The 21,434-nt window shown below is 66.9% G+C and carries 20 protein-coding genes; 5 read left to right on the top strand and 15 right to left on the bottom strand.

Features of this window, described 5'->3' with window-relative positions; genetic code table 11:
- Positions 1-12 precede the first annotated feature (12 nt).
- The 4 genes from SROT_RS17420 (at position 13) to SROT_RS16020 (ending at position 4,600) form a co-directional block, all read left to right on the top strand.
- The gene (locus SROT_RS17420; protein WP_041407018.1) at positions 13-231 is read left to right on the top strand and encodes a PPW family C-terminal domain-containing PPE protein; all 219 of its coding nucleotides are present in this window, start codon (positions 13-15) and stop codon (positions 229-231) included.
- 196 nt (positions 232-427) lie between these two features.
- The gene (locus SROT_RS06545) at positions 428-2,665 is read left to right on the top strand and encodes an NADP-dependent isocitrate dehydrogenase (RefSeq protein ID WP_013138233.1); all 2,238 of its coding nucleotides are present in this window, start codon (positions 428-430) and stop codon (positions 2,663-2,665) included.
- A gap of 153 nt (positions 2,666-2,818) precedes the next feature.
- Positions 2,819-3,286, top strand: coding sequence for a hypothetical protein (locus SROT_RS06540; protein ID WP_013138232.1), 468 nt, complete (start codon positions 2,819-2,821; stop codon positions 3,284-3,286).
- A 138-nt stretch (positions 3,287-3,424) separates the two neighbouring features.
- Complete coding sequence (locus SROT_RS16020; protein WP_083777844.1) at positions 3,425-4,600, top strand: SGNH/GDSL hydrolase family protein; 1,176 nt, start codon at positions 3,425-3,427, stop codon at positions 4,598-4,600.
- Positions 4,601-4,615: 15 nt separating this feature from the next.
- Here the strand turns inward: SROT_RS16020 and SROT_RS16735 are convergent, their stop codons facing one another.
- From SROT_RS16735 to SROT_RS06500, 8 genes are all read right to left on the bottom strand, one after another.
- Positions 4,616-4,765: a hypothetical protein gene (locus SROT_RS16735; protein WP_187288065.1), complete on the bottom strand. Its 150-nt coding sequence runs from the start codon at positions 4,763-4,765 to the stop codon at positions 4,616-4,618.
- Positions 4,766-4,879: 114 nt separating this feature from the next.
- A complete protein-coding gene (locus SROT_RS06530; protein ID WP_049773317.1) occupies positions 4,880-6,145 on the bottom strand; it encodes an LCP family protein in 1,266 nt (421 codons plus the stop codon).
- 83 nt (positions 6,146-6,228) lie between these two features.
- Entirely contained in the window at positions 6,229-7,494 is a 1,266-nt protein-coding gene (locus tag SROT_RS06525) for a Y-family DNA polymerase (protein WP_041407016.1), read from the bottom strand.
- On the bottom strand, positions 7,484-7,810 hold the full coding sequence (locus tag SROT_RS06520) for a S24 family peptidase (protein ID WP_013138228.1): 327 nt from the start codon (positions 7,808-7,810) through the stop codon (positions 7,484-7,486). The genes SROT_RS06525 and SROT_RS06520 overlap by 11 nt, the downstream gene beginning before the upstream one ends.
- A gap of 52 nt (positions 7,811-7,862) precedes the next feature.
- The gene (locus tag SROT_RS06515) at positions 7,863-9,509 is read right to left on the bottom strand and encodes an Nramp family divalent metal transporter (RefSeq protein WP_013138227.1); all 1,647 of its coding nucleotides are present in this window, start codon (positions 9,507-9,509) and stop codon (positions 7,863-7,865) included.
- On the bottom strand, positions 9,502-10,806 hold the full coding sequence (locus SROT_RS06510) for a magnesium transporter MgtE N-terminal domain-containing protein (RefSeq protein ID WP_041407014.1): 1,305 nt from the start codon (positions 10,804-10,806) through the stop codon (positions 9,502-9,504). The genes SROT_RS06515 and SROT_RS06510 overlap by 8 nt, the downstream gene beginning before the upstream one ends.
- A gap of 302 nt (positions 10,807-11,108) precedes the next feature.
- Positions 11,109-11,273 (bottom strand): hypothetical protein, encoded by a 165-nt coding sequence (locus SROT_RS16730; protein WP_013138225.1) that lies wholly within the window; start codon positions 11,271-11,273, stop codon positions 11,109-11,111.
- Between the two features lie 37 nt (positions 11,274-11,310).
- The gene (locus SROT_RS06500; protein ID WP_013138224.1) at positions 11,311-14,694 is read right to left on the bottom strand and encodes a pyruvate carboxylase; all 3,384 of its coding nucleotides are present in this window, start codon (positions 14,692-14,694) and stop codon (positions 11,311-11,313) included.
- Between the two features lie 162 nt (positions 14,695-14,856).
- Here SROT_RS06500 and SROT_RS16015 point away from each other — a divergent pair, with 162 nt between their 5' ends.
- Positions 14,857-15,078 carry an excalibur calcium-binding domain-containing protein gene (locus SROT_RS16015; protein ID WP_083777843.1) on the top strand — a complete coding sequence of 74 codons (222 nt, stop codon included), beginning with the start codon at positions 14,857-14,859 and terminating at the stop codon, positions 15,076-15,078.
- Between the two features lie 134 nt (positions 15,079-15,212).
- Here SROT_RS16015 and der read toward each other — a convergent pair whose 3' ends face one another.
- The 7 genes from der to SROT_RS06465 form a co-directional block, all read right to left on the bottom strand.
- On the bottom strand, positions 15,213-16,565 hold the full coding sequence (gene der / locus SROT_RS06495) for a ribosome biogenesis GTPase Der (RefSeq protein ID WP_013138223.1): 1,353 nt from the start codon (positions 16,563-16,565) through the stop codon (positions 15,213-15,215).
- Positions 16,562-17,254: a (d)CMP kinase gene (cmk, locus tag SROT_RS06490; RefSeq protein ID WP_013138222.1), complete on the bottom strand. Its 693-nt coding sequence runs from the start codon at positions 17,252-17,254 to the stop codon at positions 16,562-16,564. Before cmk ends, der begins: the two co-directional genes overlap by 4 nt.
- Complete coding sequence (locus SROT_RS06485; RefSeq protein ID WP_013138221.1) at positions 17,251-18,069, bottom strand: pseudouridine synthase; 819 nt, start codon at positions 18,067-18,069, stop codon at positions 17,251-17,253. The genes cmk and SROT_RS06485 overlap by 4 nt, the downstream gene beginning before the upstream one ends.
- Positions 18,059-18,772, bottom strand: coding sequence for an SMC-Scp complex subunit ScpB (scpB, locus tag SROT_RS06480; RefSeq protein ID WP_013138220.1), 714 nt, complete (start codon positions 18,770-18,772; stop codon positions 18,059-18,061). The genes SROT_RS06485 and scpB overlap by 11 nt, the downstream gene beginning before the upstream one ends.
- A complete protein-coding gene (locus SROT_RS06475; protein WP_013138219.1) occupies positions 18,769-19,626 on the bottom strand; it encodes a segregation and condensation protein A in 858 nt (285 codons plus the stop codon). The genes scpB and SROT_RS06475 overlap by 4 nt, the downstream gene beginning before the upstream one ends.
- Complete coding sequence (locus SROT_RS06470) at positions 19,623-20,513, bottom strand: ParA family protein (protein WP_049773315.1); 891 nt, start codon at positions 20,511-20,513, stop codon at positions 19,623-19,625. Before SROT_RS06470 ends, SROT_RS06475 begins: the two co-directional genes overlap by 4 nt.
- Before the next feature lie 91 nt (positions 20,514-20,604).
- Positions 20,605-21,318 (bottom strand): SDR family oxidoreductase, encoded by a 714-nt coding sequence (locus SROT_RS06465; protein ID WP_013138217.1) that lies wholly within the window; start codon positions 21,316-21,318, stop codon positions 20,605-20,607.
- Positions 21,319-21,434 lie beyond the last annotated feature (116 nt).

The raw sequence follows: 21,434 nt of genomic DNA, 5'->3' as shown, positions 1-21,434 counted from the left end.
GGCCATGCCGATTTGGCGGGCGCTGCCCCCGGAAGCCCCTCTGGCCTTCTCTCGGCAGGTCCGGGCGCGGGCTCCCCGAACGCCGGGGCCCTCGCGCAGCACGAAGTCAACGCCTCAGGTTGCACAAAGCTGGCCGATGGCGCGTTCGCCACCGGGCCGACCGTTCCTCTGCTGCCGCAAACCTGGGACAAAGAACCTCCTGCTGCGAACAAACACGCAGGCCGCGCCTGAACCGGGGCCGCTCGCCTCGCCAAAAGCTCCTGGGAGGCGCCGAGCGCGTGACAACGGCCCAAGTCGCGAGCACTGCGCAAAGCAAGAAGGAACCGCACAGAGGTGTGCCGCGCGCCCCGCGCTATAGTGGGGGCGCCTTGAGAACGCAAACGCAGAGTTCTTTAGAGAACCGACCGAAACGAATGCCGGAGGGGAATTGAGCGCCCAGCAGCCAACGATCATCTACACCCTGACCGATGAGGCGCCGCTGCTTGCGACCCATGCATTTCTGCCGATCGTGCGAACCTTCGCCAAAGAAGCCGACATCGTCGTCAAGACCAGCGACATCTCCTTGGCGGCACGCATCCTGGCCGAGTTCCCCGACTATCTGGCCGAATCCCAACGCGCGCCAGACGATCTGGCCGAGCTGGGCAGGCTGACCCAGTTGCCCGACACCAACATCATCAAACTGCCGAACATCAGCGCTTCGGTGCCGCAGCTCCTGGCCGCGATCAAAGAGCTGCAGGGCAAGGGATACGCCATTCCGGACTACCCTGGCGATCCGAAAACAGACGAAGAGCTGGCCATCAAGACCCGGTACGGCAAATGTTTGGGCAGCGCTGTGAATCCGGTGCTGCGGGAAGGCAACTCCGACCGCCGCGCGCCCAAAGCGGTCAAGGAGTACGCGCGTAAGCACCCGCACAGCATGGGAGCCTGGTCCCAAGCGTCGCGCACCCATGTGGCGACGATGAAGCACGGCGATTTCTACCACGGCGAGAAGTCGCTCACGCTGGACCGCGCGCGCGACGTCCGGATGGAGCTGGTGAACAGCGACGGCGAGAAGACCGTGCTCAAACCCGAGGTGAAGCTGTTGTCGGGCGACATCATCGACAGCATGTTCATGAGCAAGAAAGCCCTGTGCGACTTCTACGAAGAGCAGATGCAGGACGCCTATGAGACCGGTGTGATGTTCTCCTTGCACGTCAAAGCGACGATGATGAAGGTGTCGCACCCCATCGTGTTCGGGCACGCGGTCAAGATCTTCTACAAGGACGCCTTCGCCAAACACCAGGAGCTGTTCGACGAGCTGGGCGTCAACGTCAACAACGGCATGTCCGACCTGTACAGCAAGATCGAGAAACTGCCCGCCTCGCAGCACGAAGAGATCATCCGCGACCTGCACGCGTGCCATGAGCACAGGCCCGAGCTGGCAATGGTGGACTCGGCCAAGGGCATCTCGAACTTCCACTCGCCCAGCGACGTGATCGTCGACGCCTCCATGCCCGCGATGATCCGCGCGGGCGGCAAGATGTACGGAGCGGACGGGCGGCCCAAGGACACCAAGGCCGTGAACCCCGAGTCCACTTTCTCGCGCATTTACCAGGAGATCATCAACTTCTGCAAGACTCACGGCCAGTTCGACCCGACGACCATGGGCACTGTCCCCAATGTGGGCCTGATGGCGCAACAAGCGGAAGAGTACGGCTCCCACGACAAGACGTTCGAAATCCCCGAGGACGGAGTCGCCAACATCGTGGACATCGCCACAGGCGAAGTACTGCTGTCCCAAAATGTGGAGGCCGGGGACATCTGGCGTATGCCCGTGGTCAAGGACGCGCCGATCCGAGACTGGGTGAAACTGGCCGTGAACAGGGCCCGCAACTCCGGCATGCCCGTCGTGTTCTGGCTGGACCAGGAGCGTCCGCACGAGAACGAGCTGCGCAAAAAAGTCAACACGTACCTGAAAGACCATGACACCGAGGGCCTCGACATCTCGATCATGTCGCAGGAGCGGGCCATGCGGCACACGATTGAGCGCGCGATGCGCGGGCAGGACACCATTGCCGCCACCGGGAACATCCTGCGCGACTACCTGACCGACCTGTTCCCGATCCTCGAACTGGGCACCAGCGCCAAGATGCTTTCCATCGTGCCGTTGATGGCCGGGGGCGGGCTGTACGAAACCGGCGCGGGCGGCTCGGCCCCCAAACACGTCAAGCAGCTGATCGAGGAGAACCACTTGCGGTGGGACTCCCTTGGCGAGTTCCTCGCGCTCGCAGTCAGCCTGGAGGACCTTGGAGCCAAAACCGGCAACACCCGGGCGGCGATCTTGGCCAAGGCGCTGGACGCCGCGACCGGCACGTTGCTGGGCAACAACAAGAACCCGTCCCCCAAGACGGGCGAGCTCGACAACCGAGGAAGCCAGTTCTACCTCGCTCTGTACTGGGCCCAAGAACTCGCCTCGCAGACCGAAGACCGGCAGCTTGCAGAACGGTTCGCCACTATAGCCGACGAACTGGCCAAGAACGAGGCCGTCATCATTGAGGAGCTCGCCGAAGTCCAGGGCAAGCCTGTGGACATCGGGGGCTACTACGCGGCGAGCAGCGACACGCTCACCGCAGTGATGCGGCCGAGCAAAACATTCAACGCCATCCTTTCCGCAGCCCAAAGCTGACCCTGGTTGCGCCGCGACAGCGCCGCTCGGCCTCGCGGCGGCGGAGCCGCAAACCTGATCGGACGATAACCCCGCCGATATTCTGAGCACGCCCATCACCCGAGCGCACTGTAGACTGCCGTCAGCACCGCTCCGAGATTGGAAGGAACCGTTGTGGTCATTCGCCGATCGCAGGCCCTCGCCCCTGCGCTCCTGCTGCTCGCCCTCTTCAGCGCCCCGCCCGCGATGGCGGACAAAGCCGCCGACTGCGCGCGGTTGACACAAGCCTCAGGCGAGTACGCGAAGCTCGCCAGAAATCTCGCAAATCTGCGCAAGACCGCCGACGCGCTCAAGGACGGCGACGACACCGCCGCCCTCGCCGCGACACAGCGCAAGATCGTGGAGGTCGCCCGCACAATCGGCGGCAAACTGCACAAAATACAACCCTACCTTGACGACCCCGTTCTCTCCTACGTCTACGAGAGGGACGCGAAGTCTTTCGACGATTACGCCAACACGTTGGAAGGAGCCATTGAGAACGGCGATCTCGACGGAGGCAACATCCACGCCACAAAGGTGTACGAGCGCAACGTGCAGGCAGTCAACGCCGCGAACGACGCGTATCACGAGCAATGCAGATAGGTTGTTGACGAAAGTCTCCGACCGCCGCCGTCCAGGTTCGAAACCGGGCACTGCCAGAGAAGTCCCAGCCACCTGTACCCGAATCCACAGCGGACGCCACAGGTTTCGCGACGCGGCACAAGCTAGTATGTGCCTGCTATGAAACAATCCGTTGCCTTGAGGTCGTTGTTCGCGATGGCTCTGGTTGGCAGCTTCTGCGGCGTTTTCGCCCAGGCTGACCCGACCGACCCACCCCCACCCCCGGCGGACACCGCCGCTCCGGCGCCCGCGCCCGACCCAGCCCCCGCACCGGCTCCCGCCCCTTCGGACGCCCCTGTTCCCAGCCCTGCTCCCCCGGCCGAAACACCTGCGCCAGCTCCCACGGCCGAAGCGGCTCCCCCGCCCCCGGCCGAGACACCCGCGCCCGACCCGGCCCCCGCGCCGGCTCCCGCCCCTTCGGACGCCCCTGTTCCCAGCCCTGCTCCCCCGGCCGATACCGCTGCGCCGCCCCCGCCCCCGGCGGACGCCACTGCTCCAGCTCCGGACGCAGCCGCGGCGAATCAGATCCGCAAGTACGTCGCGCTCGGCGACTCCTACGCCTCCTCGCCTTTCCAAGACCCCGTGGACGACCCCTCCGGTTCGTGCCGCCGATCCTTCAACAACTACCCGTCACAGGTCGCCACCGCCCTCAATCTCGAGCGAGGGAACACGTTCGTCGACCTGAGCTGTAGCGGCGGCCAATCGTACGGGCTCACCAACGTTCTTCCCGGCGGTCTCGGCTGGGGCGGGCAACCCCAAGCTTTGACGGATTCGGTCACCCCCGACACAGATCTGGTCACAATGACGTTCGGGCTCTCCAACGACACCCTTTCCGGGGTGCTCTTCCGGGACTGCAACAACGGCAACTGCCAGGCCAAAGTGGAAGGCACCCCGCAGCTCGCCGATATGAACGAGTTTTCGAAACGGATCGTAGACTCGACCGTTGAAGGCGCGCAGAAGATCCATGAGATCAACCCGAACGCGAAGATCGTCTTCGTGGGCTACCTGCGCATGGGAAGCGCCTGGTGCGACGCGTGGGGCTCGTACAACGACGCCGACGCCGCGTACATGGACAGCCTTCAGGCCCGCGTCAACGACGCGCTGAAAGCAGCCGCCGCGCAAACCGGATCGATCTATGTCGATCCGAACACCCACGGCGACCATGGGGTCTGCTCCGAACAGCCGTGGGTGCGCGGCGACGGCTCGCACATCGGCGGGCCGAATTTCGCCCTGCACCCCACGCCCGAAGGGCAAGCTGCCGTCGCCCAAGACGTGCTGCGCGCGATCGGCCGCTAGCATCGCCGTCCTCGGCTAAGGAACCGCCACTGCCTGCAGAAATGCTTCAGCGAACACGTCGCATGCCTCATCAAGCTCGGGCAGGTCGATCTGCGGTGCCGCCGCAATAGCCAGACGCGTCATTGCGCGCACCACGATCGGCGCCACCATCTGCTGCACGAGCAAGGAGAGCGGCAGATCGCGGACACGCCCGGCGGCGAGCCGCCGAGCCGCCGAAGCAGGGTGCTGCGCGACAGCCCGGCCTCGCGGGCGATCACAACGAGCGGCGCGTCGGCGCCATCAGTCCACGCAGGGAATCCCGCCGGTCTCCACAGGCTTGCCGCGATCCGGCGTCTCTGGGCTCGAGCCAGATGCGGCAGGCCTGGTCGCCCCGTCGCCGATAGCCTGAACGGCAGAGGAGGACGGCGGGGGCGGCGGGGCGGGGCGTTGGCCGAATGCCTGCTGCACCTCGGCTGCGACCTTCTTGGGGTTGATGATGTTGACATCCTGGTCGTCGACCGTCTCGTAGCCCTCCACCGGCAAGGTGCGGAACTCGACTTCCCCGCCGGTGTTCTGCTGCACCTTCTGGATGAAGCTGACCACGTCCCAATTCGGGGAGAGCACCACGTCCTTCTGCACGACGGACACAAGGGAGCGCAGTCGTCCAAGGTCCGACAACGCCCCGGACGAGTTCAGCTTGTGCTGCACCGAGGCCAAGAAGGCTTGTTGGCGGTGCGTGCGGTCGAGGTCGCCGTTGTCCAAGCCGTGGCGTTGGCGGACGAACGCAAGGGCGTCCGACGCGTCAAGAGTCTGAAGCCCCTTGCGGAAATTGGCCCCCGAGTAATCGTCGTAGACCGCGTGGTTCAGACACACCTCGATACCGCCGAGGGCCTTCGCCACGTCGTAGAATCCGACAAGGTTGACCTCGGCGTACTGGTCGATCGGCACGCCGAGGAGTTCGCGCACCGTTCGGATCGTCTCCTGCCTGCCCGCCTCGCGGCCTTCGCGCTCGATTGTTTTCCGGTCGGACTCCCCCTTGTCGACCAATTCGTTCTCAACCTCGAACTTCTTCAGCCCGTACGCCTCTTTGATTTTGATCTTGCTGTACCCCTTGATCCCCCGCACAGTGACATAGTCGTCACGCGGGATCGAAAAGGCGACCGCTTTGCCGCGCCCAGCCGGTATGTGGATCAGGATCAGCGTGTTCGTGTTATAGCCGCCCTCGTCGCCGTCTCCGGCATGCAGCTTCTCCAGCAGCGAGGACGGCAGGTCTTTCCCGTCCTGGTCCTTGCGGGAGTCGAGCCCGATGAGCAGGATGTTCGTGGAGCCGTCGACCGACTTCGGGCCGAGCGGGTCGCCGCCTCGGCCGACCTGGTTGATCTGGTCGTAGACGCGCCACCCGATCCCGGTGGCGGCGAGCGCGAGCACCGCCATCAAAGCAGACACCGCTTTCAACGTCCAATGCGAAGAAACCCCAGGGCGCCCTGGGCCCCGATTCACGGCCTTTCGGCGCAACGGCGAACCTGCGGCCCAGTGCCTCCCGGCCATCTGCCGCAGCTCGTTCATGGCGATAGCATACGACGCCGCCCCTGCAAAACCGCAGCTCCACGAAGCCGAAACCCCAGGAAACACGCGTTTGCCGATCCAGCTCACACCGCCCTCGCCAGCGGCAGTTGGTCCCAACGGGTGGTGTAGGCGGGCGAAAGGAAGTCCCGGCGCATCTCCCAGGCCCGCAGCCGGGGCGGGCCAAGGGTCACGGAGTCCCTGCCATGCTTGGCACGCACACGGTCCACCGTCTGCCAAACGCTCGGGGACAATTCCGGCTCGGCGCCCCAGGCCATGCGCTCCCCCGCCGGAGCCAAATCTCCGAGGACCACCCCGCAACGAATGTACGAGCACCCCGGTTGGAACAGCCGCTCGCCGAGCTCGCGGGCGGCACAGGCGAGCAAGACCGGATCGTCGCTCGGCTGCGGCAAGCTCGCGCACGCTGTCACGGCGCTGCGGGGGCCTTGCGCGTACGGCGACGTGGCCATCGACACCGCGAGGTGGCCCGCGTCCATGCCCCGCCCGCGCAAGCGGGCCGCGACTTGGTCGATCCGGTCAGTGATCGCCGCAAGCATTTCTTCAGCATCGACGACCGGCCTGCCGAACATCCGCGAGCAGACCATCTGATGCGACTCAGCAGGCTCCTGCGCCCCGTCGCAACGGACTCCGCCGAGCTCACGGACAGTGCGCTCAAGCTGAACGGTGCCCAGCCCTCGCGCCCGCCTCGGTTCGAGCGATTTCAGATCGATGGCCGTGCGGACGCCGACCGAGCCGAGCTTGCTCGCGAGACGGCGCCCGACGCCCCACACATCGGCGACCGGCGTGCGCGCCAAGAGTTCGTCCACTGCGCCCTGCTGCCATCGGGTCAGATCGCACACACCGGCGCGCCCAGGGGCCTTCGCCTCGTGGCTGGCCGCCTTCGCCAAGGTCCTGGTCTCACCGACGCCCACGCGCACCGGCAAGCCCGCCCACTTGCCGCACAGCTCTCGTATCGACCTGGCGAGCTCCATCGACTCAGCCCTGGGAAGCCAGAGGAAGCACTCATCGATCGAGTACTGGTCGACACGCGCGCACACGGCCTCCAGCACGGCGACGAACCGGTTGGACATGTCCGCGTACAACTCGTAGTTCGAGGACCGCGCGAGAACCCGTCGCGCAAAGCGGGGGTCCTTGCGGACCTGGAACCACGGCTGGCCCATCGCGACGCCGAGCGTTTTCGCCTCCGCCGAGCGGGACACCACACAGCCGTCATTGTTCGACAGCACCACGACCGGAAGGCCGCGCAAAGCGGGGTCGAAAACCCGCTCGCAGGACACATACATACAGTCCACGTCCACCAGCGCGGCCACAAAGCCCTGTTCAGCGGACACGGGTGATCGCCCATGTCACCATGCCCCACACGGCGTCCGGCGCGGCAACGGCAGCCTCGCGCAACCGGGTGACCACAAACCCCCCCTCCCCGGCAGAGGCGACCACCACCGACCCCAGGCGGGGCTCGAGGGATCGGTCCACGACCAGAAGAGAATCCGGCAAAACACCGGACCCGGACAACGCGTCGCCCCGCGCCCGCCAGTAGAACGTGGCCGCCGGACGCGGCGCCACCAGCGCGGACAGATCCAAAGCCCGCGCCTCATAGTCCGCGGCGGGAGACGGCCATCCGGAGAACACACGTTCGACACTGTCCATACTGCAAGTAGAACATGGATTCGAATCCGACGCAAGGGACCGGCGGCGCCCCTCAACCCGCCTTGCCGAGCTGCACCGCTTTCACCAGCAAGAGCACAGCGCCCGCAACAAGGTACGCGCGCAGGGCCAGCATCGAGAATTTCGTGCCAGCCGACCATGCGACCGGTTTGAGCAGAGCCAGGGGCGGCATGCGCCACGACATCTTGGCGCTGGGGCTGAAAACGGGTTTCGCCGGCTCCGCCGCCGATCTGCGCCGCCGCCCCAGCGCCCACACGCTCGCCCCGAACGCGATCGCCGCGACCGTGATGCCAGCGGCCAACTGCAACGTCAGCTGCACCACGTCGAGATTTTTGAACAGCGTCGTCGCCATAAGAATGCCGGACAAGAGCAGCAGAACAGCGACGATGACCCCGGCGACGATGTTCAGCCATGTCTTGTTCACCCAGGGGCCGAGCACCTCGCGGTCGTTGCACAGCAGCAGGAGGAACACGCTCGCGCTCGGCAGGAGCAACCCCGCGAGGGCCTGCACGGCCTGGGTTATCAGCCCGAGCGGCGCACCGGGGATGAGCGGAATCGCGGCAGCGACGACGATCATCGCCGTGTACGAGAAATAGAACTGCTTGGCGTCCTTGAAGCTTCTGTGCAGCGAGTGCTTGAGGCCGAACACGTCGCCGAAGGCGTAACTGGTCGAGAGGGTCACGGCGGCGGCCCCGATGATGCTGGCGTCCAGAAGGATGATTGCGAACATCTGCCCCATCCACGGCGCGTGCTGCCCCAAAAGGTCCGCGATGATCTTCACGCCGTCGTCGTCGTCCCAGGCTGGCCGCTTGCCGTCCGGCGTGGACCGGGCCGCGTAGTCGGCGATCATCACCAACGCCGCTGCGCCGACGATCACGACGAACGAGCCGATCACAGTGTCCGCCCGCTCATAGCTGATGAACCGGGGGGTGATGCGCTTGTCCACAATGTTGGACTGCTGGAAGAAGAGCTGCCACGGCGCAACCGTCGTCCCCACCATCGAGATGATGAGCAGGATCGAGTCCGAGGTGAGCCCGCCCGCGATGTGGGGAACCACAAAACCGTGCGCGGCCTGACCCCAATTCGGCTTGCAGAAGAACAAAAGCGGGATCTGGAGCAAGGCCACCGCGATGAACGCGAACATGGCGCGCTCCCAGCGCCGGAAATTGCCCGAAGCCATAATGGCGATGAGGGCGACGGCGCAGGTGGGCACCACGATGTATTTCGAGACGCCGAGGTGGTCCGCTGCGAGAGAAACCCCGATGAACTCGGTGATGATGGTGAGGAAGTTCAAGAGGAAAAGGTCGCCGACCGAGAACCAGCCCCAGCCCCGCCCGAACCGTTCGTTGATGAGCCGGGCGTGGCCGACGCCGGTCACCGCGCCGAGGCGCACCACCATTTCTTGGTTCACGATCAGCACCGGCACCAACAGGAGCAGCACCCAGAGCAGCGAGTACCCGTAGACCTGGCCGGCCTGGGCGTATGTCGCCACCCCGCCGGCGTCGTTGTCGCCGACCATCACGATGAGCCCCGGCCCCATGATCGCCAGCAACGTCATCAGTCGCCGCTTGAAGCCGGGGTTGCTGTGCGCGTCGTCGGCTTTGACCTTCCCGAAGGCGCCCTCGATGTCGCCCAGGTGCGCCGAGTCGAGGACCGCGGACTGCTTCTGCCGATCAGTCACGGGCCCCTCCTGGCGGAGCGTCCGACTCCTCGGCGCCCTGCGTCTCGTGGCGCGGGTCTGGACTTCGGCGTCGCCAATCTTCCGGAATGATCTCTTCCAGCACGTCGTCGATGGTCACCACGCCGAGCACGCGGTTCTCGGGGTCGACCACCGTGATCGCGGGCAGGTTGTAGTCGTCCATCAGCAGGGCCACGTCCTCAAGGTCTGCCTCCGGGCCAACTCGCACCGGGTCGTCGTCCATGATGTCTTTCAGTTGCGCCTGCGGGTCGGACTGCAACAGTGTGATGACCTCCACGACGCCGGCGAGCTGGCCGGCTTCGTTGGCCACATGCATCGTCATCAGGGATTCCGGCTCGTGGTCCTTGGCCTGCGCGATGGCGTGGAGCGCTTGGGCGGCAGTCGCCGACTCGGGCAGGGAAAGGACGCCGACGTTCATGCGCCCGCCCGCGCTGCCAGGGTTGAAACCCATCAGGGTGAGCACTTTGGCGCGCTGGCCCGCAGGAAGCAAGTCGAGCACCTTCTGGCGGCGAGACTGGCGCAGCTCGCTGATCGCGTCGGCCGCGTCGTCGGCTTCCATGTGCGCGAGCACGGAGGCCGCCTCTTCGTCGCTCATATTGCCGAGCAGTTTGGTCGCGTGGTCGGGGTCGAGCTCCTCGAACACGTCGGCTTCCAGCTCGGGGTCCGCGTGGACCTGTTCGAGGATCTCCTCGCCCTCGGCCTTGTCGGCCTCCTCCAGCAGGTCCGCGAGGTCTGCGGGGCGCAGCTTCGCCAACAGGCCTTGCTTGCCGCGCAGCAGAGCGCTCGGGTTGTGCCCGATGAGCGGGGCGAACGCTTTCCAGTCCCGGCCCGGATGCCCGTCGCCTTGCTTGATGAGCCCGAAGAAGCGCGCGGGACGGCGGGTGTCGAGCCTGGCCAGCACCCACCCTTCGGCGGTTTTCTCCAGCTCCACATCCCACGCGCGGACCAATTCGACCTCCGCGACGTCGATGAGCCGGTGATCCAGGATGTCCGACGAGAGCAGCACCTCGCCTTCCCGCCGCTCGAAGCTGCGCAGGTCGACCCGTTCGGAGGCCAGCTGCGCGCCGTGCGGGGAAAGAGCCGCGACCTGGTCGTTGGCGATGTACACGCGCCGGCCGCCGACCTGGGCGACCAACCCCGTGACCAGAGGGTGCTCCGCGCCGCGCAGACGCACGATGACGTCGTCCACCCGGCCGACCGATTCGCCGGAGCGCGTGGTCAGCGGACTTCGCAAGAGCGCGGAGAGGCGCAAGACGGCGACAGGGCTCTGCTCGCTCATTGTGGGAGCCTTCCGTGGGGTCCCCGTGTGCGGGGAGGGGGCGGACTTCAAGTCGACAGTAAGGATGCCTTGCTTTGCTTGCGTTCTCAACCCCATGATTCGGCAGGACGAAAAATGAGTTGCGCGGCGCCGACAATTCGGCCGCCGCCATCACCCCCCGGCACGACCCGCAAGGACTCCCCCGGCGCAAGCCCTGCCACAGCGAAACCCGACAGAGCGAAAGAGGGACGCGGCGGGATGCGGGCTCGCACGCCGGGCGCGTCGCGGATCACCGGCTCAGAACGGCAGGATTGCGAGCACGGCTACTGGCTTGCGCTCGAAGCCTTCCGTTTCACCCAGCCGATCACCGCGGTGACGACAAAGAGCAGTGCGCCGACGTACACAAGCCAGGCCAAGGTCTTCACCAGGAGGCCGACGATCGTCAAGGCCAACCACAGAACAAGCAAGAAACCGATCAATGCCAACATGGGCCGATCTTATCAACAAATCTGCGCGCGCCGCGCCTCACTCGATCACGAGCAACAAATCGCCGCCCTCCACGCGCGCAGTCGGCCCCACAGCGATCCGCGCAACCTTGCCCGCCCGCGGCGCAGTGATCGCGGCCTCCATCTTCATCGCTTCGATCGTCGCGACCGTGTCGCCCTCCCCGACCTCCTGGCCCGGCTCCACCGAGACGGTGACCGTCCCGGCGAACGGCGCGGGGACATGCCCCGGATTGCTCCGATCCGCCTTCTGCGCCTCGACGACCTCGCTCGCGACGGAACGATCCCGAGCCTGAACCGGGCGCAATTGCCCGTTGAGCAGGAACATCACCGTCCGCATGCCGCGCTCGTCCGCGTCGGAGATCGCTTCAAGGCCGATCAGCAGCTCCACACCTGGTTCGAGCTGCACCCGGTGCTCGTCGCCGTGGCGCAGCCCGTAGAAGAACTGGTTCGCGGACAACCGGGACGTGTCCCCGTACCGCTCCCGGTGCGTCCGGAACTCTTCTGCCGGCCCGGGGAAGAGCAGACGGTTCAGCGCGGCCCTGCGCTGCGAGCTCGCGCCGTCGAGCTCGGCCTCGTCCTGCTCGGTGAGTTCGGCCTTCGTCTTCGCGGGCGCGCGGGAGCTGAGCGCTTTCTCGCGGAACGGCTCCGGCCAACCGCCGGGGGGGTCGCCCAGGTCCCCGCGCAAAAACCCGATCACCGAGTCCGGGATGTCGAAGCGGCCCGGGTCGGCCGCGAACTCCTCGCCGCTGACCCCCGCGCCCACAAGCGCCAACGCGAGGTCGCCGACCACTTTGGAGGACGGGGTGACCTTGATGAGGCGGCCCAGAAGACGGTCGGCGGCCGCATAGCACTCTTCGACCTGCTCGAACCGGTCGCCCAATCCCAGCGCGATGGCTTGCTGGCGCAGATTGGAGAGCTGGCCGCCCGGTATCTCGTGCTCGTACACTCGGCCGGTCGGCGAGGGCAGGCCCGATTCGAACGGCGCGTACACCTTGCGGATCGCCTCCCAGTACGGCTCCAACGCGCACACTGCGCGCAGGTCCACCCCGGTGTCGTGCGGCGTGTTCGCCGCGGCGGCGACAATCGAGGACAGAGCGGGCTGGCTGGTCGTCCCGGCGAGCGGGGCGGACGCGCCGTCCACAGCGCTCGCCCCGGCCTGCCAGGCCGCCCAATACGTCGCGAGCTGGCCGCCAGGGGTGTCATGGGTGTGCACATGCACCGGCAGGTCGAAACGCGAGCGCAACGCGGCGACCAAGGCCGCCGCCGCGGGCGGGCGCAAAAGGCCCGCCATGTCCTTGATCGCCAGGACGTGCGCGCCCGCCTCGACGATCTCCTCGGCGAGGCGCAAATAGTAGTCGAGGGTGTACAGGCGCTCGCCCGGATCGGAAAGATCGCCCGTGTAGCACAGAGCGACCTCGGCGACAGATGTGCCGGTCTCGCGCACCGCCTCGATGGCCGGACGCATCGCGGCCACATTGTTGAGCGCGTCGAAGATCCGGTAGATGTCGATTCCGGTCGCCGTGGCCTCGCGGACGAAAGCGTGCGTCACCTTGGTCGGGTACGGGGTGTAGCCCACCGTGTTGCGCCCGCGCAGCAGCATTTGCAGACAGATGTTGGGAATCGTTTCGCGCAGCGCGGCAAGCCGGTCCCACGGGTCCTCTTTGAGGAATCGGAGGGCCACGTCGTAGGTCGCGCCGCCCCAGCACTCGATGGAAAGCAGCTGCGGCGTCGTGCGCGCGATGTGGGGGGCGACTGCGAGCAGGCCCGTGGTGCGCAGCCGGGTGGCGAGCAGGGACTGGTGCGCGTCGCGGAACGTGGTGTCGGTCAGCCCCACGCCGGGACTGTCCCGAAGATGCCGGGCGAACCCCTCGGGGCCGAGCGAAAGCAGGCGCTGGCGGGAGCCGTCCGGCGGCGGCAGGCTCAGATCGATTGCCGGGAGCTTGTCGTGCGGATACACCTTGGACGGGCGCTCCCCGTGCGGCCGGTTCACTGTCACGTCGGCGAGGTAGTCGAGGATCTTGGTGGCGCGGTCCGCCGAATGCCTCGCGCTGACCAGTCCTGGGCGCTCCTCGATGAACGAGGTGGTGACGCGGCCGGCCTGGAAGTCCGGGTCGTCGAGCACCGCTTGGAGGAACTGGATGTTCGTGCTCACGCCGCGGATGCGGAACTCCGCGACCGCGCGGCGGGCGCGGCTGGCCGCTGTCGCGAAATCCCCGCCCCGGCAGGTGAGCTTCACCAGCATCGAGTCGAAATGCGCGCCGACCGCGGCGCCGAGGCTCGTGCCCCCGTCCAGGCGCACGCCTGCGCCGCCCGGACTGCGGTAGGCCGTGATGCGGCCGGTGTCCGGGCGGAATCCGTTCGCCGGGTCCTCGGTGGTGATCCGGCACTGTATGGCCGCGCCCCGGATCTGGAGCGATTCCTGGCGCAGGCCCAAATCCTCCAAGGTCTCGCCTGAGGCCACCCGCATCTGGCTGCGCACCAGATCGACGTCGGTGATCTCCTCCGTGACGGTGTGCTCCACTTGGATGCGCGGGTTCATCTCGATGAACACATGCCTGCCCTGCTCGTCCACGAGGAATTCCACCGTTCCCGCGCAGCGGTACCCGATGTGGCGGGCGAAAGCGACCGCGTCCGCGCAGATCTTCTCCCGCAGCTGCGGGTCGAGGTTCGGGGCCGGGGCGAGCTCGATGACCTTCTGGTGCCTGCGTTGCAGGCTGCAGTCCCGCTCGAAGAGGTGGACGACATCGCCGTGCCAATCGGCGAGGATCTGCACTTCGATGTGGCGGGGGTTGACCACCGCCTGTTCGAGGAAAACGGCTCCGTCGCCGAACGCTGCCTCGGCCTCGCGAGATGCGGCGAGGACCGCTTCGCGCAGCTCCTGCGGATCCGCCACCCTGCGCATCCCCCTGCCGCCGCCGCCCGCGACAGCCTTCACGAACACCGGGAACGTCATCGACCGCGAAGCGGCGAGGATCTCGTCCACGTCGCAGGACGGCGGAACCGAGGCGAGCGTCGGCAGGCCAGCCTCGCGGGCCGCCGCGATCGCCCGGGATTTGTCGCCGGCGAGATCGAGAATCTCGGCAGAGGGCCCGATGAACGCAATGCCCGCCTCCGCGCACGCCGCAGCGAGCCGGGGGTTCTCGGAAAGGAACCCGTAGCCGGGGTAAATCGCGTCCGCCCCGCAGCGCTTCGCCGTCGCGACGACTTGGTCCACATCGAGGTACGCCCGCACGGGATGGCCGACTTCCCCGATCTGATACGCCTCGTCCGCTTTGAGACGGTGCAACGAGTAGCGGTCCTCGTAGGGGTAGACGGCAACGGTTTTCGCCCCCAGCTCGAACGCGGCCCGGAAGGCCCGGACCGCGATCTCTCCCCGATTGGCGACCAGGACTTTCTGGAACATGCGCCTCACGCTACCGCACACCGATGGTCGCCGCTGGATCGTATGGCCAGGTGTGGGGCGGGCCGGTTGCCGCGCTCCCCGCCCGACACCTCAGAAGTCAGTTTGTGATATACATCTCATGTATTCATTTTTGGTGAATAGATTCCCTTTGAGAGGAGCGTCATGCGCGCACATCTTATCGCTGCGATTGCTTTCGGGGCAGTTTTACCCACTGTATCGCCGCAGGCCGCAGAAGCCGGTCCGCCGTACCAAAACTGCGACGAGGCGCGGGCCGACGGCGCGGCCCCGATACAAAAGGGCGATCCCGGCTACAGTTCCAGGCTGGATCGTGACGGAGACGGCGTGGCCTGCGAAAACAGCTCCCGCTCCAGGCGCAGGCACTAGACGCCCCCTTGCCCTGAGCAACAGCGTCGCCGCAGACGGGCGACCGTTTTCTCGTCGCGGCCCGCAACACCTGCGACAGCGCTTGGGCGTAGAACCTTTGGGCAGAACAGATCACCCAGCTTGCCGGGGCGCGCTCAGCTCCGCTTGGGCTTGGGGCCCCGCTTCTCCCGCTCGCGGACGTTGATCTGGATGGGGGTGCCCTCGAAGCCGAAGGTCTCGCGGAGCTTGCGCTCCAAGAAACGCCGATAACCCGCCTCGAGGAACCCCGTGGTGAAGAGGACGAAGGTCGGCGGTTGCGCGGTCGCCTGCGTGGCGTACAGCAGCCTCGGGATCCGCCCGCCGCGCGGCGGGGGCGGCGTGGCGGCGGTGATCTCCGAGAACCATTGGTTCAGCTCGCCCGTCGGGATGCGCTTCTCCCACGAGTCGAGCGCGACGCGCAGCGCGGGGGCGAGCTTGTGGACAGCGCGGCCAGAAAGCGCCGATATGTTCACCCTCGGCGCCCATGTCACGCGCGTGAGGCCCCGGTCGAGCTCCCGCTCCAGCTCGTGGCGGCGGTCCTCGTCCACGAGGTCCCATTTGTTGCAGGCGATGACCATGGCCCGCCCCGCCTCGCCGACCATGCCGAAAACGCGCTGATCCTGTTCGGTGAGCGGCACAGAGGCGTCGATGAGCACAATGACGACCTCGGCGGCCTCGATGGCGCTCTTGGTCCGCACAGCGGCGTAGAACTCGTGGCCCGAAGCCTGCCCGACCTTGCGGCGCAACCCGGCCGTGTCCACGAACTGCCATTCCTCGCCGTCAAGGGCGATGAGGGAGTCCACTGGGTCCACCGTCGTCCCCGCCACGCTGTCCACCACGGACCGGTTCTCGCCGGAGAGTTTGTTGATCAGGGACGACTTGCCCACGTTCGGCCTGCCCACGAGCGCGACCCGGCGCGGCCGGGGCCCCTCGTCCTCGCGGGCCAGCACAGCGGGAACTGCTTCGAGAGCCGCGTCCAGGAGGTCGCCCGAGCCCTTGCCGTGCAGGGCCGAGACCGGGTACGGCCTGCCGAGGCCGAGCGACCAGAGCCCCGAGGACTCGTTCTCGATCTGCGGGTTGTCCGACTTGTTCCCGACCAGGAAAACAGGTTTCTTCGATCGCCGCAGCGATTTCGCCAACGCCTCGTCCACGCCGGTCGCGCCGGCTTGCGCGTCCACGACGAGGAGAATCACGTCCGCGGTCGCCATCGCCAGTTCGGCCTGCTGCGCGATGGACAGCCCGATGCCGGTGGCGTCCGGCTCCCAGCCGCCGGTGTCTTGGACCAAGAAGCTGCGCCCGCCCCATTCCGCGTCGTAGGACACCCGGTCGCGGGTCACGCCGGGCACGTCCTCCACCACTGCCGCGCGTCTGCCGACGAATCGGTTCACCAACGTGGATTTGCCGACGTTCGGCCGGCCCACGATAGCGATCACCGGCAACCGCTGCTCTGCCCTCTTTTGCTCTGTCATGCCAGCCCCTTTGCCTGCGCCAATGTCAACAGCCGGGCAAGCGCCTCTTCGGCCGAGAGGCCCGAGGTGTCGATCAATACCGCGTCGTGGGCTTGCCGCAGCGGAGAAGCCTTGCGGCTTGCGTCGAATGTGTCCCGTTGCGTGATCTGTTCGAGGATCTGCGCCTTGGTGCCCGAGAGCCGGAGCTCCTGGTTCTGAGCGGTCCTGCGCTCCGCGCGCGCCGCCTCCGAAGCGGTGAGGAAGATTTTCAGATCCGCGTCCGGCGCGACCACCGTCCCGATGTCCCGGCCTTCGACAACAATGCGCGGATGCTCGGCGATGATGCGCTGCTGCTCGGCGACCAGGAGCGACCGGATGGAAGGCACGACGCCCACGTTGCGAGAAGCAGCCTGGGTCACCTCGTCGCCGCGCAACGCGGCGCTGACCTCTTCACCGTCCAACCAGACTGTCTCCGACTCCGGATCGACGCTCACGTCGATCTTCGCCTTTCGCGCGGCCTCCGTCATCGCGGCGGGGTCCTCCAGGTCCACCGCGCGGCGCAAAGCGTGGAGCCCCACCGCCCGGTACATCGAGCCAGTGTTCAAATATTTCGCCCCGCACGCGACGGCGAGGGCTTTGGCCACGGTCGATTTCCCCGTCCCGCTCGGGCCGTCGATCGCCACGACCAAACGATTGCTTTGTCCGCTCACGCGCGCACCGCTTTCTGATCCACCGCTGCCCACAGCGCGCCGACCTCGCTCGAGGAGAGCGCCCGCAGAGCGCCCGATCGCAGGTCGCCAAGCCTGATCGGGCCGATCCGAAGCCGAGCGAGCTCGATCACCGGATGCCCCACCTCGTCGAACATCCTGCGCACGATACGGTTGCGGCCCTCGTGCAAGGTGATCTCCACGACTGTTCGGTCGCGCTGGGAGCCCCGCAGGCAGACCTCGTCCGCTTTCGCGGGCCCGTCTTCGAGCACCACTCCCGCGCGCAGCTGCTCGACCGCGCGTTTGGCGACAACACCGCGCACTGTGGCGATGTACGTCTTCGGAATCTCGTACGAGGGATGCGCGAGCCGGTGCGCGAGCTCGCCGTCGTTGCTCACCAACAGAAGCCCCGTGGTGTCCGCGTCGAGCCTGCCGACGTGGAAAAGCCCTGCGGGAAGGCCCGCGCGCCCGTCGGCGGCAAAGTCAGGACCCGCCTCGCGCAACAGGTCCCCGACGCAACGTTCTCTGGTGTCGGACATGGCCGTGAGCACGCCTTTCGGCTTATTGAGCGCGTAGGTGGCATGCCGGTCGTCCACTGCGATCCGCTTGCCGTCCACTTCCACGACCGCGGTGTGCGGGTCCACGAGCACGCCTTGCTCGGTCACGAGACGCCCGTCCACGCGCACCCGGCCCTCTGCGATCAACTGCTCGGAGCCCCGCCGGGAGGCGACGCCAGCGCGCGCCAACACTTTGTGCAGGCGCTGCGCGGAGGGCACGTCTCTCTCGCCGACGGGCAGGGAGGCTTGGTCATTCGACATCGACGTTCCAGACTAGCGGAGCGGGCTCGGCGCTCTGCGCTGCCTCAAGCCGGGGGTCGGCCAGGATCTCTTCCACTGCCTCGGGGCCGGGCAAGAGCGGTTCGATGTCGGGCAGCTCCGCGAGGGAGGCGATCCCCAGCTGCTCGAGGAACCCGTCGGTCGTCTCATAGACAATCGCGCCGGAGCCGGGCTCGGTCCCGGTCGGGGCGAGCAGCTCGCGAGCGACCAAAGAGCGCAGCACGCCGTCGCTGTCCACGCCCCGGATGGCGTTGATCTGCGAACGTGTGACGGGCTGGCGGTAGGCGGCTATCGCGAGGGTCTCCAATGCGGCCCCAGAGAGTTTCACCCGGCCTTGTTCGCGCAGGAAGGCGCGCACAGCCCACGACTGCGCGCCTGCCGTGTAGAACCGCCAGCCGTCGCCCACTTCGCGCAGCTCGACACCGCTCCTGCGGCTTTTGAGCTCATCGGCCAACGCGCGCAGGGCGGACTCGATCCGCGCGAGAGGCTGCCCGACCGCCTCGGCGAAGTCGCGCGCCGGAGTGGGAGCGGGGACGACGAGGAGCATCGCCTCCAGGGCGGCGCGCAATTCGTCGTCGGCGATCTCGTGCGGCGCCAGCTCCGGCTCGAACTCCTCGGCGCTGTTCGCGGCGGCGCGCTCCTGCGTCGCAAACGGCCGGAGCCCTTCGTCCATCGGCGCGCTCATGCCGCCGCCACAGCTCGGAGCCGAAGCGGCGCGAGCGGCGCTTGCTGCTCGAATTCGATCTTCGACTCGCCGTGCAGGCGCAGCACCGCGAGGAATCGGGCCACCCACATTTCCTTGTTGCCCAAGATCTGCGCCACCAGCTCGGTGAAATCCCACCATTGGCCGGGAGACCGCCCCCCGAGCAGGCCGAGCAGGAGCTCGGCCTGCTCGGCGACGCTCACTGGTTTGGCGTGCATGTGGCCGGTCGCCACCTCGGGCACAGGTTTCGGCGCGAGCGCCTCAGCGGCGATCTTGGCGAACGCGGCAAGGCCCACGCCGATGCTCGCAGGCCGCGCCTTGGCCGAGCGCAACTCCTCGTCCACCGTCGCTGGCGCGGCGGGGAAACGCCGGTCCGAATCTGCCATGAACTCAGCGAAGCGCGCCGAGACCGCCCGATAAGCCCGGTACTGCAGCAGTTTCGCGAAGAGCACGTCGCGCGCTTCCAGCAGCGCCAACGCCTCCGGGTCCTCCGGCTCGCCCGACGGCACCAGGCGCGCGGCCTTGAGTTGCAACAGCGTCGCCGCGATGACCAGGAACTCCGTCACGGCTCCGAGGTCGCCTGTCGCCATCGAATGCTTCGGCTCCCCCGCTGCGCTCGCAACGCTCGCGCCGTCCTCGTCGTGGGGACGATGGCGCCCTTGTTCGGCGGCGAACTGGGCTCCGAGCTTGCGCGTGTGGGCGATGAACTCGTCGGTGACTTCGGCCAGAGCAAGAGTTGTCAAGTCCAGCTCCCGTTTGGAGATCAAATCCAAAAGCAGCTCGAACGGACCGGAAAAATTGCTGATGGTCAGCTCGAACGAGGGCTTGGGGGTCACGACTCTGTCCGGGCGATGAACTCTTTGCCGAGGTCCAAATACGCTTTCGCGCCCGCAGATTCAGGGGCCCAGGTGATAATCGGCTCACCGGCGACGGATGTCTCCGGGAACCGGACCGTCCGGCTGATCACCGTGTCGAAGACAATGTCGGCGAACACCTCCACCACGCGGGTCATGACCTCCCTCGCGTGCAAGGTGCGGGCGTCGAACATCGTCATGACGATGCCCATGATCGCGAGCTTCGGGTTGAGCCGGTCGTGCACCTTCTCGACGGTGTCCTGCAGCAGGGCGAGGCCCCGGAGGCTGAAGAACTCGCACTCCATCGGGATCAGCACGCCTTCTGAGCAGGCCAAAGCGTTGAGCGTCAAGAGGCCGAGGCTCGGCTGGCAGTCGATGAGGATGTAGTCGTAGTCGGCTTCGACTGCGCGCAAGGCGCGACCGAGCGCGTGCTCTCGGCCCACCTCGTTGACGAGTTGGATCTCCGCCGCGGACAGGTCGATGTTGCTCGGCAACAGGTCCAGGCCGTCAAGCCTGGTCTGCATGAGCACGTCGGCGATGTTGGCCTTCGGGCCCACAAGCAGGTTGTGCACCGTGGTGTCGAGGTCGTGGTGCGCGACCCCGAGCCCTGCGGAAAGGGCCCCTTGGGGATCGAGGTCCACCAGGAGCGTGCGCCTGCCGAATTTGGCGAGGGCGGCTCCGAGGTTGATCGTGGAAGTGGTCTTCCCCACGCCGCCTTTCTGGTTGCAGACCGCGATGATCTTCGCGGGCCCGTGGGCTTTCAGCGGCTTCGGTTCGAGAAGAGGACGCTTCGGCCGACCGGTGGGGCCGAGGTCCGGTTCCTCTGCGTCGGCAGGTAAATCCACCAACGGTGGCTGCTGGGGTCCCATGTCGGTGCAGTTTACCTGCTGGAGAACTGTCGGGACGACCGACAGGCCTACTTCGGCGCGGCTTGCTTCGCGGCGAGGTATTCGGCGAAGGTCACGCGGCCTCGGGGGCAAGATTGTGGCCTGCGGCGTAACCGGCGAACGTCGCGCCTGGCAACCAAAACGGAACGACCGGTTGGCGCGACCCCGCAGCGGTTTTCCACTGCCGCGCCCATGCAGCGGCCTCAGCCGCGACCGGCCCTGCGATGTCCTCTGCTCTGCCCTGGGGGGAGCCGCTGGCGATCTCGACGATCCGCTTGGCCGCGTCGCCCGCATCGATCGGCTGGACTGAGAACGCCGGGGCGAAGAGCACCGGCAGACGGCGCTGCGTGGTGAAAATCTGCTCGACGAGCGAATGGAACTGCGCGATCCGCAAGACTGTGTGCGCAAGGCCGGACTCGCGAAGCTTGGCTTCGATGGCGAGTTTCGTCTTGTAGTACAGCAGAGGGATCTTGTCCGCCCCGATGATCGAAATGAAGACCAGGTGGCCCACCCCAGCCGCTTTGGCCGCGCCGATGAGCGTGTCGGCGATCCGCATGTCTCCCTTTCCTGCCAGATCGCCCTTGCCGAAGGTGCTCACGATGTGGACGATGGTGTCGACCCCTTGGACAGCCTCGGCGATGCCCGCGCCGCTCACCACGTCGGCTGTGGTGAGCCCCGCCCCGCGGGCGCGGGACAGGACGCGCACATCATGTCCTGAGGCGCGGAGTCCGGCGGCTGTCGGAACCCCGAGCTGGCCGGTTCCCCCGGTGACGAGCGTGGTGGCCATAATCTTCCCTTCATCGGCTCGAGTCCCTTCATCGGCCCGACCCGCTGGATCGTCCCGGACCTGGACACGGACGAACAGTACCGCCGCAACGAGCGCCGTGAGGCCCGCTCATGCTG

Origin of the sequence: Segniliparus rotundus DSM 44985 (genome assembly GCF_000092825.1) — a bacterium.
In the GTDB taxonomy this organism is placed as follows: domain Bacteria; phylum Actinomycetota; class Actinomycetes; order Mycobacteriales; family Mycobacteriaceae; genus Segniliparus; species Segniliparus rotundus.
The sequence above is the reverse complement of the archived record's forward strand: the minus strand, read 5'-3'. Positions and strand labels throughout refer to the sequence as shown.